Genomic DNA, 13,374 nt, shown 5'->3' with positions numbered 1-13,374 from the left:
ACCGCGCCTTCCCGCGTCATGCGGAAGACCGACCTGCCTGTTCGCGGTCGGCTGAGAGGGGATGAATGCCTGTGGTTCGCGCACCGAGTGCCAAGATGTCGCTTATCCGTTCGTTGCAGGTGAGTGCGTCCGCGCTCGCCGTGATGAGCGCCGGTCAGGCGTTCGCGCAGACCGTGCAGCAGCCCACCGCGCCGACGACCAACACGCAGGACGGCGGCATTTCCCGTTCCACCGACCCCGTGGTGTCGGCCGCTCCGGCACCCGATGCGCAGACCGGCACACCGGCCATCGCACAGGATCCGGTTGCCGAGCAGGTCGACGATGCCGCGGGCCAGGACATCGTGGTGACGGGTATCCGCGCCAGCCTGGCGAACTCGCAAGGGCTGAAGCGCGATGCCGACACCGTGGTGGACGCGATCACCGCCGAAGATATCGGCGCGCTGCCGGACCGGTCGGTGACGGAAGCGCTGCAACGCGTGCCCGGCGTGTCGATCAGCCGCTTCGCCGGTGCGACCGATCCCGACCACTTCTCGGTCGAAGGTTCGGGCATCGTCATCCGCGGGCTCAACTACGTCCGTTCCGAGTTCAACGGCCGTGACAGCTTCTCCACCAACGGCGGCCGCGCGCTCAACTTCCAGGACGTGTCGCCCGAGCTGCTCGGCTCGGTCGAAGTGTACAAGAACATGACCGCCGACCAGATCGAGGGCGGCATCGCCGGCACCGTCAATCTGAACACGCGCAAGCCGTTCGATAGCCGCGACCCCGTATTCTACCTGTCCGCCGACATGAACTACGGCGACTTCATCAAGCAGGGCTCGCCCGCGATCTCGGGGCTGGCCAGCAAGAATTTCGACACCGGTATCGGCCGCTTCGGCGTGCTGGTCGGCGCGTCCTATTCGCAATTGTTCAGCCGTGCCGACGGCCTTCAGGTCACCAACTACCAGGCGCGCTTCAACGGGTCGCAGGATATCAACGGCGACGGCGTTGCGGAAACCGACACGCTGGCGGGGATCGCGCCCGGCCGCGTCGTCTACGCGCCGGTCGGCGCGGGCGTGCGCACGCAGGAATTCGACCGTGAGCGGCTGGGCGCGGCGGCGGCGCTGCAGTTCCAGTCGAACGATGAATCGCTGCTCGCGACGTTGCAGTTCATCCGCAGCGACGCGCGCCAGACCTGGGGCGAGCGGACGTTCGAGACCAGCCCGGACGCGATCGACCGGCTGACCTTCCCGGCGCCGGGTACCAACTACGCCTTCGGTGACGACGGGCTGTTCGAGAGCGGCGTGATCTCGATCGACCGCGGTTACGTCCCGCCCGGCGGCCAGCAGCGCGGCATGGTGACCCAGCTTGCAAACCGCGGGGTGAAGACCCGCGCGGTGACCAACGACTTCGGCGGCAACGTGAAGTGGGAGGCCAGCGACAAGCTGTCGTTCAACTTCGACGGTCAGTACGTCAAGTCGACCACCAAGCAGACCGACTTCTCCATTTACGGATCGACCTTCGCCGACGTCGCGCTGGACGTGACGGGAGATGCGCCGCAGATCGATTTCCTGGCACCGAACGGTTCGAACAGCCAGGCGTTCTACGCCGATCCGGCGAACAGCTATTATCGCGCCGCGATGGACCATTTCGAGGACAATGACGGTCACGAATGGGCGTTCAAGGCTGATGCCACCTATGATTTCGGCGACGGCTTCCTGAAAAAGGCCAAGGTCGGCGCACGCTACGCCGATCGCGACCAGACGGTGCGCTACTCGCTCTACAATTGGGGCGTGTTGAGCGAGGTGTGGGACGGCTCCGGCCCGGTTACCTTCGCCGATACCGCGCCTGAGACCTACGGCCAGTACAGCTTCGACAACGTGTTCCGCGGCGACGGCCCGTCGAATCTCGCCGCCAATTACCTGAACGGCAATCCTGCATCCGATTACGCGGGTGCGGCAGCACAGGTGCAGGCGGTGAACGCGATCTGGCGCAATCAGAAGGGTGCGAACTCGGGCGGCTGGACGCCGACCGGTGCGCGCGCGGGCGTGTTGCCGGGCACCAATTTCCTGCCCAACGAGGTGTACACCAACTCGGAAGCCACCAAGGCCGCTTATGCACGGCTCGACTTCGGCACGCAGGGCAACGACATCTTCGGTGGCCTGAAGGTGTCGGGCAACGTCGGCCTGCGCTACGTCCAGACGACCGACAAGGCGAACGGCTTCTTCACCTTCCCGACGCGCAATCAGATCATCGGCACGGCGGCCGACGTGGCGACCTTCTGCGCGCAGCCGGCCCAGACCAGCGCGTTCTGCGGCCTGAACGCCCAGCAGCAGCAGGCGGTGCTCGCCTTCGCGGACGGTACCGCGATCAACCAAACGGTGCGCAATCGCTTCGATCACTGGCTGCCCAGCTTCAACCTGAAGGTCGGCCTGACCTCGAACCTGATCACGCGCTTTGCCTATTCCAAGGCGATCTCGCGTCCGGGCTTCGATCAGTTACAGAGCACGACGCAGATCCAGCCGGCGAGCGGGGTGTCGATCTTCCGGTTGGACGGCAGTGGCCGCAATTCGAACCCGAACCTGCGCCCGGTGGAGGCGAACCAGTTCGACCTGACCGCGGAATGGTATTTCGCGCGGGTCGGTTCGCTCACGGTGGCGGCGTTCTACAAGGACCTGACCAACGTCATCGTCGCCAACGTCGCGCAAACCCGTTCCGTCACCAACAACGGGATCACGCAGGACGTGCTGTTCATCGCGCCGCAGAATGCGGACGGACACAGCAATGTGAAGGGCGTCGAGGTCGCGTATCAGCAGACCTACGATTTCCTGCCGGGCTTCCTGTCGGGTTTCGGCATCCAGGCGAACTACACCTACGTCGATCCGTCCAACATCCCGCAGGGACGCACCGGTCAGGCGACATCGCCGACGACCACGATCGACACCTCACGCCTGCCGCTCGAAGGATTGTCGCGCCACACGATCAACGGCGCGTTGATCTACGAGAAGGGGCCGCTGTCGCTGCGCGCCGCCTATAACTGGCGCTCACGCTACCTGCTGACCGTGCGCGACGAGATCGCGCCGTTCCTGCCGATCTATTCCGGCTCCTTCGGGCAGCTCGACGGCACGATCCTTTACTCGGTCGACGAGCATTTCAAGATCGGCTTCCAGGGCGTGAACCTGCTCGACAGCACGACCAAGACGGAATCGGTGATCAACGCCGAAGGGCTGCGCGCACCGCGCAGCTACTTCAAGAACGATCGCCGCTTCTCGCTCACCACGCGGATGAAGTTCTAAGGACCTTTGATCATGAAGACGCCTCGTCTGGCCAGCGCGACCATTTCATCCACGGTCGCACCGGCCAGGCGGGCGTCGCGGGCACTGCGTGCGGCGGTTCTGGGCACCGCATTGCTGTTCGGCACTGCGGCGGCCGAGCCACCTGCCTCGCCGATTCGCTTCAACCAGCAAGGCTTCGCGGTCGGCGAACCGGTTACCGTTTCGCTCGCTTTTCCCCGAACCGTTTCTTGGTCGCTGCGTGACGAACGCGGTCGGGTGGTCGCCTCCGGCAAGGCCACGCCGCGCCCTGACGCGGGTGCGGGCGACAGCGTTGCGACCGTCCGCATCGCGGCCGCGCTGCCGGCGGGACGATATGCGCTGACCGCCGGCGGCGTGACCAGCCGTCCGATCACGATCACCTCGCGCCCGTTTCAGCCGTTGTTCCGCGACGCCATGTCGTTCTTCTACCAACAGCGCGCCGGCACCCCGATCCTCGCGCGCTACGTACAGCGGCCTGATCTGGCACGCGTGGCGGGCCACCCGGGCGAGCGGGCGAGCTGTTTCGCGGGCACCGACATGCTCGGCCTCGCCTGGCCGGCGTGCGATCGTCGCGTCGACGTGAGCGGCGGATGGTATGACGCCGGCGACCGCGGCAAATATGTCGTCAACGCCGGGCTGAGCGTGTGGACGCTGTTGAACGCGTATGAGCGCGCGCAGGCGCACGGCACACCCGACCTGATGCGCGACGGGGTGCTGGCCCTGCCCGAGGCCGGCAACGGCGTGCCGGACCTGCTCGACGAAGCACGCTACGAGATCGCGTGGATGCTGCGGATGCAATTGCCCGACGGCACGCATACCGCGGTGCTGGCGCCCGGTCGCAAGGCGACGCGCACGATCGATGCTGGCGGGTTGGTGCATCACAAGCTCGGCGATATCCACTGGGCCAAGCTGCCGCTGCGCGTAGAGGACGATCACGACGTCCGTGCGCTTTATCCGCCATCGACGGCCGCAACGCTCAATTTCGCCGCGGTGACGGCACAAGCCGCACGCATCTGGCGCACGATCGATCCCCAGTTCGCCGCCACGTGCCTGGTGGCGGCCAAGCGCGCCTATGCCGCCGCGTTGCGCCACCCGGACCTGATCGCGGATGATCGCTTCACCGGCAGCGGCGCTTATGGTGACGAACAGGTCGCCGACGAGTTCTTCTGGGCGGCGAGCGAGCTGGCAATCACCACCGGCGACCGGGACGTCATCGCGCGGGTGAGCGGCTCCGCACTGGGTCGCAGCGGTGCGGGCGGCACGATCGGATGGGCGGATACGGGGCCACTCGGTGCGATCTCGATGCTGACCGTGCCCAGCCACATCCCTGCCGCAACGATCGCAACGCAGCGCCGTGCGGTGATCGCACGCGCCGACCGCCTGCTCGCCGACGCTGCGCAACAAGGCTATCGCTTCCCGGCGACACCGGGTGCGATGCAATGGGGCTCGAACGGCGACGTGCTGTCGCGTGCGATCATCCTGGGCACCGCATACGACCTCACGCGACGAGGCGCGTATCGCACCGGCGTGGTCGACGCGCTCGACTACGTGCTCGGTCGCAATCCGCTCGACCGTTCCTATGTCACCGGATACGGCGCGCGACCGATGCGCAACCCGCATCATCGCTTCTGGGCGCATCAGCTCGACCCCGCGTTCCCGTCGCCGCCGCCGGGTGTGCTGTCCGGTGGCCCGAACAATGTCGCGATGACCGACCCGGTCGCCACGACGATGAAAGGCACGTGCCGCCCGCTCACCTGCTGGTCGGATGAAGCGCAGGCGTTCACGCAGAACGAAGTGGCGATCAACTGGAACGCGCCGCTAGTCTGGGTCGCGGCCTTCGTTGACAGGACGCGTAACCTGAGAACCAGTGGCGGCGCTGCTCGCTAATCACGGTCTAACACCACAGAGAGCGCCGTGAACGCGAGACCAACAAGGGGCAAGGGCGGAGAAATGGTGAAGAATTTGCAGGCCGTGCTGGTGAGCGCTTCGCTGCTCGCAATCGCTGGAGCGAGCGGTGTGAACGCGCAACAAGGCGCGGTGCGGAAGCGATCGGCGGCTGAAACGCAATCTGCGCGGATCACCGGCGACGCCGCGCAAGTGCGCGCCCGCGCGATCGTCGCGCGCATGACGCTCGACGAGAAGATTGCGCTGGTCCACGGACTGTTCCCGCCGATGGCGGCGGGCAAGACGAGCAACGAGCTGATCCCGTCGGCCGGTCACATCGACGGCGTGCCGCGGCTGGGCGTGCCGCTGGTGCGCGAGAGCGACGCTTCGCTCGGCGTCGCCAATCAGGTCGAGCAGCGCCGCGGCGATGTCGCGACTGCCCTCCCCTCCGGCCTCGCCACCGCGTCGAGCTTCGACCCCGAAATCGCGCGCGCGGGTGGCGTGATGATCGGCAGCGAGGCACGCGCCAAGCGGTTCAACGTGCTGCTGGCGGGGGGCGTGAACCTGACGCGCGATCCGTGGAACGGGCGCAATTTCGAGTATCTGGGCGAAGACCCGCTGCTCGCGGGCGAGCTGGGCGGCGCGCACATCGCCGGCGTCCAGTCGAACCGCATCGTGTCGACGATCAAGCATTTCGCGCTCAATGCGCAGGAAACCGGACGCACGGTCGCCGACGCGCGCATCGGTGAGCAGGCGCTGCGGGAAAGTGACCTGCTCGCGTTCGAGATCGCGATCGAGCGCGGCAATCCCGGCTCGGTCATGTGCGCCTACAACAAGGTCAATGGCGACTGGGCGTGCGAGAACGAGTTCCTGCTCAACCGCGTGCTGAAGCGCGACTGGGATTATCGCGGCTGGGTGATGAGCGATTGGGGCGCGGTGCACTCGACCGTCAAGGCGGCGAATGCCGGGCTCGACCAGCAATCGGGTCAGGAACTCGACAAATCGCTGTTCTTCGGCCCCGCGCTCAAGCAGGCGGTCGAGGCGGGCCAGGTGCCGATGCAGCGACTGGACGACATGGTGCTGCGCTACCTGACCGGACTGATCGAGACGGGCGCCTATGACGCGCCAGTCCCCGGCACCGCGCAGATGCCGCCTTACGCGACCCATGCCGAGGTCGCACAGCGCGCGGCCGAGGCGGGGATGGTGCTGTTGAAGAACGAGAACAACCTGCTGCCGCTGGCGCGCACCGCCCGCCGTATCGTGCTGATCGGCGGCTCGGCCGACGTGGGCGTGCTGTCGGGCGGCGGGTCGAGCCAGGTCCGCTCGGTCGGCGGCGCGCCGGTCGAGATCCCGCTGTCGAGCGGCGGCGCCTCATCGTTCGCCCGCATCACCTACCACGCCTCCTCCCCCCTCGCCGCGATGCGCAAGGCACTGCCGGGCGCGCAGATCAGCTACGTCGACGGGCGCAACCTGAACGCCACGCTCGACGCAGCGAAGAACGCCGACCTGGCGATCTTCTTCGCGACGCAGTGGACGACCGAGGCGCAGGACGTCGCCGATCTGCGCCTGCCCGACAATCAGGACGCGCTGATCGCGATGGTCGCGAAGGTACAGCCGAAGACGGTGGCGGTGATGGAGACGGCGGGCCGGTGCTGATGCCGTGGCTCAATCAGGTGCCCGCGGTGGTACAGGCCTGGTATCCGGGACAGCGCGGTGGGGAGGCGATCGCGAACGTGCTGACCGGCCGCGTCAATCCGTCGGGCCGCTTGCCGATCACCTTCCCTGCCTCCGCCGCGCAGCCGGTGCGCCCCGCACCGGTCGGGCTCGACGGGCTGAACTCGGCCGAAGCGCAGGCGGCGGCCGATCCGGGTGCTGCCGGCAACGCGGTGCTGCCGAGCTTCCCGGTCGACTATGTCGAAGGATCGGACGTCGGCTATCGCTGGTACGAGAAGAAGGCGATGAAGCCGCTGTTCCCGTTCGGCTACGGGCTCAGCTACACCAACTTCGCGTATCGCAACCCGGTGGTGAGCGGGGGCAAGCGGCTGTCGATCACCTTCGACGTCGTCAACACCGGGCGCACGGCAGGCGCGGACGTGCCGCAGATGTACGTATCGCGAGACGGCGCGAACCAGCCGATGCGGCTCGCCGGCTTCACGCGCGTGATGCTGCGCCCCGGCGAGACGCGCCGCGTGACGCTGACCGCGGAGCCGCGCGTGATCGCCGATTACGACACCCGCCTGCCCGGCTGGCGCGTGCGCGGCGGCAGCTACCGTGTGGCGCTGGCACGCGACGCGACCGACCGGACGATGGTGTCGACTGCCACGCTCGATGCGGCAACGATGAAGCCGTGAGCAACCGCGCGTAACAGCCATGCCGGGCGGCGCGCGTGCGTCGCCCGGCTCGTTGGTCGTCGATATTGGTCAGCCGTTGCCGGCCGGGTGCGTCAGCGGGCGTGCGCGCGCCAGTAGCGCACGTGATCCACCTCCATGCGTTGCGGCAGAGCGGCATCGTCCACCCCGTTCTTGCCGCCCCAGTCGCCGCCGACCGCGAGGTTGAGGATCAGGTGATAGGGGTTGGTGAACGGCCACGCTGCCGCGCCGCCGGGTTGGTCGTTGACGACGCGCATGTAGCCGCGGCCGTCGACCCCAATCGTTATCGCGTCGGGCCGCCAGTCGAGCTGATAGTCGTGAAAGGCGCTGCAACTGGTCGCGACCCGCCGCTCGGCACCGCGCTGCGTGCCCTTGGCGTGGTTGAACGCGGCGGTGTGCAACGTCGCGTGAACGACGTTCGCATCCCAACCAACCATCTCCATGATGTCGATCTCGCCCGCGTCGGGCCATTTGCCGCTCGCTGGCAGCATCCAGATCGCCGGCCACGTGCCGCGCGCGCACGGCAGCTTGGCGCGGATCTGGTAGAAACCGTAGCCGAGCGCGTGTCGACTGACGAGCTTGCCCGAAGTGTAGTCCTGCCCGCCCCAATCGCGGACGCGGGTCCGGCCGAGCCGCTCGCGCCGCGCCTCGATCACCAGCGCGCCCTTGACCACCCGCACGTTCTCAGGGCGATCGGCGGCGTAATATTGCAGTTCGTGATTGAACCAGCCTTCCGCATTGCGCGACGTGTCGTAGCGCCACTTGCCCTTGTCGACGCGCGCGCCGTTGAACTCGTCGGCGAAGCTCGGACGGGTTGCGGGCGGGCGCATCGGCACATCCACCTGGTAATTCGTGGCGCCGAGCGTGGCGGCTTGCGCGATCAGCAGAGCGATCATTGATGGGTCATTCCTTCAACGCGTCAGCGCCTGGCGTACCCGTTGGCAGGACGTGGTGACGTCCTGCCACAACCGGAGGTTCGCAGGGCTGCGCTAGCGCTCGCTGGTGACAGGAGCTGCGTCGATTGTAGGACCGAGTGGATCCTTCCTCAACACGGCCTGACCCGCAGCCGTGAAGTCCATCAATTCGTCGGCGCTGCGTTCATAGCGCGACCAGCGAGGCAGACCTTGACCGTTGGGATCTCCCGTCTTCACGAAGTTCACCAGATATGCACTGATCGTTCGCGCCACCGCCCGATCACGCGTTGTGGTCTTGTCCCCGTACTTGATGTCGGCAGTATCGAAGAACCACGGAATATCGGTCGCATGGCCGGCCCCGGTCTTGCCGAGACTTTCTGCGACGTAGGAGAAGCGGTATTCGTAAACGGGTGCGCCCGCGGCGGTGATTGTGCCGGCAAGTTTCCGCGCGCCAGCGACCATGTAACCAGTGGGCCCACCGATATCATTGTCGGTGGCACCAATCATGATGGGCATCTTGGGGAAAGCGCCCGCGTGATATGCGGTCGCTGGATCGACCGCGATCCTGCCGTCCGGGAAGGGGCTGGCAAAGGTACGCGGCTTTCCGTTCGGGGTGAATGCAGTGGCGAGATTGAGGCCGTCGGTGACCGCATCGGCCGACAGCGCGCGCAGCTTCGCCAAGGCTGCGGGATCGTCGGCGGCGATGCCTTTGCTCTGCGCGAAGTCGACGCCGATCTTTTCCGCGCCTGCCAGACCGGTCGAACCCATGTTCTGCCCGTTACCGCCCGACATGACCACTGCACGCGCGAACAATTCCTTCGCCTGTGGTGAGGTGACCAGCGTGTTGACCGACATCCCGCCAGCGCTCTCGCCGATGATCGTCACGTTCCTCGGATCGCCGCCGAATGCCGCGATGTTCCGCTGCACCCATTGCAGCGCGGCGATCTGATCCATGTAGCCATAGTTGCCGAACCGCCCACCGTCGGCGTTCTGCGCGGTGAGTTGCGGATGCGCGAACGTGCCGAAGCGACCGAGCCGGTAGTTGAAGCTGACCACCATCACGCCCTGCTTGGCCAGCGGTGCCCCCGAATAGGTCGGCGGCGAGGCGCCTCCGTTCACGAAGCCCCCGCCGTAGATCCACACCATCACCGGCAGCGGTTGCGTGCTCTTCGCGGGCTTCCACACGTTCAACGTAAGGCAGTCCTCCGCCGGCGTGGTACCGAGCGGCGCGGCGTCGCTCGGGAACGGCACCTGCATGCAGTCGCGGCCGTAGTCGGTCGCCCGACGCACGCCGGCCCACTTGGCAGGGGGTTGCGGCGCGCGCCACCGCAGCGCCCCGACCGGCGCTGCGGCGAACGGAATACCCTTCCAGCTCGTCACCTGGTCGTCGGTCGCGCCCGCAACTTGGCCAGCATCCGTGGCAGCCACCTGCGCGGTCGCCATGCCCGCCATGCTGGTTGATGCGATAAAGAGCATCGCGGCCGTGCTGCCTAGTCTCAACATCTTCATCCTCACCCCTTCAACGCCGTCAATGATCAGCACACGCCCACGCCTAACACTACTCGCTTGCTCGATGCGTGAGCAGATCGGCGAACAGCCGTGCTCACCAGCATGTCATCGTCATCATTTATACACGAGGCCTTGCGGGCTGATAGTGGCGCCGGTGATGATGGCGGACTTCATATCTGATCCTTTACACACCAGACGCGATGATTTTTAAGTCGCAGTTTACTTTGCGCTGTTTATCTTTCCCATACCGGGCCTCGCCGGCAATGTTGAATCATCGTTTGCAAACGTCAGACAGGCGCGGCAATTCGCAAACAAACATCTATTTCAAAGTAACACACCAGGTTGGTTCGCAATCGCATGAACGACGCACGCTGCGCCTATAACAGACAGGTGCGTCTGTCAGAATGGCAACCAGCTAGATTTCTCGCTGAACTTCATCCAGCCAACATTCACCCCGGCACGCCAGCCCACGCCCAATCGGACTGGAATCAGGACAACATTGCCACGCCGCAGATAAGTCGCGGCAAACCCGCCGACGAAATACAGACGGCCCTCGGCCCCGGGGAAACGTTTAAACAACTCCTGTGAGTCGTACAGATTGTAGACCAGCACGAATACCTTGTTGGCATCGCCCCCGACGTCGAAACCAACCGACGGCCCGGTCCAGTAGACAGGTCGTTGTCCCTCGACCTTGTGCGTCATGATGCCGGAGCCGTAACGGACGCCGAGCACGAACGCACCGGACGCTTCGCGTCCGGCGATATAGGCGTTGGGCTCCCCCTGCTCCTTCAGGATCTTCTCGATCAACGAAGCGAAGCCTTCCGCGCCCTTGCCGAACACGTCCTCGCCCGCGCCGATCAGGTCGTCGCGCTTGAACGTGTCCGCCGCGGCCGTGGTGCGCTCGGGATCGACCGGAGCACCGCTGCGAGCCGTGTCGCCGGTGACCGTGGCGGGCGACGCCGGCGGGGGCGCATCAGGATAGCGCGGCGCAGCATCGCGCGGCACTTCCCGCGGTCCCTCGACGTCGGCATCGATCGCCGCATTGGGATCGATCGATCGCACTTGCGCCAACGCCGGCGCGACCTGCATTCCCGCAAGCGCCAGCGCTGCAATGACATTGCCTGCGCCACGCATCCACTTACCCATGACCCACGCCCCTTGACCCCTGACGGTTCGACTTATCCGTGCTTGGGCTGTCCCGGCAATGAACGTTCGACGGGGCAGCGCGAATTCGCGTCGATCAGATGCACACAGCTGGTTGATCGTGCCACGCCCCCTCGCTATAGCCCCACGAACGCCGCATCCGGAGACGTGGGTGAGTGGCTGAAACCAACGCTTTGCTAAAGCGTCGTACGGGAAACCGTACCGAGGGTTCGAATCCCTCCGTCTCCGCCACCTTCAAGCTAAGTGCTTGGATGTGCAGAAACCCTTGCAAATTAGCCGATTTTCTCGGTAGCTGGCTGCAATGTGTGCTGCAAAATCGACATCCCGTCCAACGCTGCAACGGGTTGCAAAACACCTGTACCGGCGCGGGAATAGCTATGAGTTCCGCAAGGTCATACCGCTTTACGCCCGCGCGACGTTCGAGGGCGGGATAGCTACGTTCTCGCGCAGCTTCGGTGATGTTAGCCGTCGAGAGGCCGATCACCTCGCAGCCGAGTGCCGGAAATATTGTGATCGACGTATTGCGGAGGCTTCAAGCAAGCCTGATCCAACTATGCGCGTCACATCGTTCAAGCCTGGGGGGCGCGTCCCCGACCAAGCTGATATAGACCGCGCAGTTCGTGCCTGGGTCACGGATCAGGAGCAGCGCGCGTCCCAAGAGAAGCTCGACAGGGAGGCGAGAAGGCAAACGGTGAGAGACCTCGCCAACATAGCTGCTCTGACGCCAGACCATCTGCGCGAAGGGCGGCTCGGGTCGCTCCTGACAACAAGCTGGACCGCAGACAACATCGCGGAAGCAGAGCACTGGAGGTTGCCCCCAGATGGCAGCTTGGGCGAGTACTTGCTTGACCGCGTCGGGCGTGCACAGAGGGAATTAGCTTTACGAGTAAAGGCGGAACTTAACTTCGAGGATCGCCCGACGCCGACGCACGCCATGTTCGAGGCCGCAGCGTTCGCGCAGGACCGAGAAAGCTTGCCTGCAATGGTACGTGGGGCGGTCCCCATCATGGACATCTTTGCTGGCTATCTAGCCGAGCAGCAGCCTGCCGCCAAAACCGTCAAGAAGTGGCGAACGGCGCTCCAGTCACTCATTGCTCATCTGGGGCATGACGATGCCACCCGCGTAGCGCCAGAAGACATTGTTGCTTGGAAAGCCGCACTTCTTGCGCCTGTTAATGGCAAGTCTCGTGACCCCGGCACTGTTCGAAACGGCTATTTGGGAGCCGCTAAGCCCGTGTTCGGATGGGCTAAGGAGAACCGCAAGATCGACTGCAACCCTGTAGCAGGGATCACCGTCAGAGTGCCCCGCCGGGCTACCAATCGTCCGGAGCGCGGGTACTGCGCTGCGGAGGCCAAGATCGTGCTGCGTGCCGCTCTAGAAATCGACTGTGACAGCAACGAATCCTACGGTGCATTTGCGCGGCGGTGGCTGCCTTGGCTGTGCGCTTATACAGGTGCTCGTGTTACCGAGATGGCGCAATTGCGGCGGAACGACGTGTCAAAGAGCGCCGATGGTATTTGGCACATCATCGTTCGCCCTGATGCGGGATCGGTGAAAGACAGAAAGGCGAGGCATGTAGCTTTACATCCTCATCTCATCGAGCAGGGCTTCCCTGATGCGGTTGCGCAGCGCTCTGGACCTTTATTCTATAACGCTGCCCTCAAGCGGAATGGAGAGGGCAACTCTCAAGCGCAGCGCGTCGGGCAGCGCATTGCCGAATGGGTACGGGCATTGGGTGTCGATGATGAGGAGCTCCAACCTAATCACGGCTGGAGGCACGCCTTCATCTCGCGCGCGCGAGGAAGGATCGATGGAGACATCAGGCGCGCCATAACGGGTCATTCCGGCAAGGATGAGCACGAAGACTATGGAAACGTCACACTATCGGCTATGGATAAGGCTCTAAGACGATTTCCGAAGTATGATGTTTGAGAGCCGCAATTGCTCTTTGTAGAAAGTTTTAGCATCACCTTTCGAGATTGAGCACCATTGAGCTAGGCCTAGTGGGCAAGACTTAAACGCTTTTGCAACCGGTTGCAAAATCCAAGCATCCGCGACGATGCCCCATTCCGGTGACCGAATTACCAAGGTTTGCCCCCCTGTTACGACGGAACGAGGAGCAGCCCCCCTTCCGATCCTTCCGATCAAGTCACCCTACAGCCTTAGTGTGGATCGGCGTGGAAAAAGGACCCCGGTAGCGGGGTGATCGGCGTCGAAAAGGGACCCCTCATCCCGGTGGTCTA

The 13,374-nt window shown here is 64.9% G+C and carries 6 protein-coding genes, 1 tRNA gene and 1 pseudogene; 5 read left to right on the top strand and 3 right to left on the bottom strand.

Going from position 1 to position 13,374, the window contains the following annotated elements; genetic code table 11:
• The first annotated feature begins 95 nt into the window (after positions 1-95).
• The 3 genes and pseudogenes from HRV97_RS05190 to HRV97_RS05180 all read left to right on the top strand — a co-directional run bounded on the left by HRV97_RS05190 (position 96) and on the right by HRV97_RS05180 (position 7,525).
• Positions 96-3,272 carry a TonB-dependent receptor gene (locus HRV97_RS05190; RefSeq protein ID WP_246248567.1) on the top strand — a complete coding sequence of 1,059 codons (3,177 nt, stop codon included), beginning with the start codon at positions 96-98 and terminating at the stop codon, positions 3,270-3,272.
• Positions 3,273-3,284: 12 nt separating this feature from the next.
• Entirely contained in the window at positions 3,285-5,177 is a 1,893-nt protein-coding gene (locus tag HRV97_RS05185; RefSeq protein ID WP_174192784.1) for a glycoside hydrolase family 9 protein, read from the top strand.
• 63 nt (positions 5,178-5,240) lie between these two features.
• Positions 5,241-7,525, top strand: a pseudogene (locus HRV97_RS05180) (beta-glucosidase).
• A gap of 92 nt (positions 7,526-7,617) precedes the next feature.
• Here HRV97_RS05180 and HRV97_RS05175 read toward each other — a convergent pair.
• From HRV97_RS05175 to HRV97_RS05165, 3 genes are all read right to left on the bottom strand, one after another.
• Positions 7,618-8,439, bottom strand: coding sequence for a glycoside hydrolase family 16 protein (locus HRV97_RS05175; RefSeq protein WP_174192783.1), 822 nt, complete (start codon positions 8,437-8,439; stop codon positions 7,618-7,620).
• Between the two features lie 93 nt (positions 8,440-8,532).
• Positions 8,533-9,966 carry a carboxylesterase/lipase family protein gene (locus HRV97_RS05170; RefSeq protein ID WP_174192782.1) on the bottom strand — a complete coding sequence of 478 codons (1,434 nt, stop codon included), beginning with the start codon at positions 9,964-9,966 and terminating at the stop codon, positions 8,533-8,535.
• 399 nt (positions 9,967-10,365) lie between these two features.
• Complete coding sequence (locus HRV97_RS05165; protein ID WP_425505732.1) at positions 10,366-11,112, bottom strand: DUF1134 domain-containing protein; 747 nt, start codon at positions 11,110-11,112, stop codon at positions 10,366-10,368.
• A 159-nt stretch (positions 11,113-11,271) separates the two neighbouring features.
• Here HRV97_RS05165 and HRV97_RS05160 point away from each other — a divergent pair.
• Positions 11,272-11,361, top strand: a tRNA-Ser gene (locus tag HRV97_RS05160).
• A gap of 460 nt (positions 11,362-11,821) precedes the next feature.
• Entirely contained in the window at positions 11,822-13,063 is a 1,242-nt protein-coding gene (locus HRV97_RS05155; RefSeq protein WP_174192781.1) for a site-specific integrase, read from the top strand.
• The last annotated feature ends 311 nt before the right edge of the window (positions 13,064-13,374 follow it).

This window comes from Sphingomonas hominis, from assembly GCF_013328205.1.
Lineage (GTDB): Bacteria > Pseudomonadota > Alphaproteobacteria > Sphingomonadales > Sphingomonadaceae > Sphingomonas > Sphingomonas hominis.
This window is presented reverse-complemented; position numbering and strand designations above follow the sequence as displayed.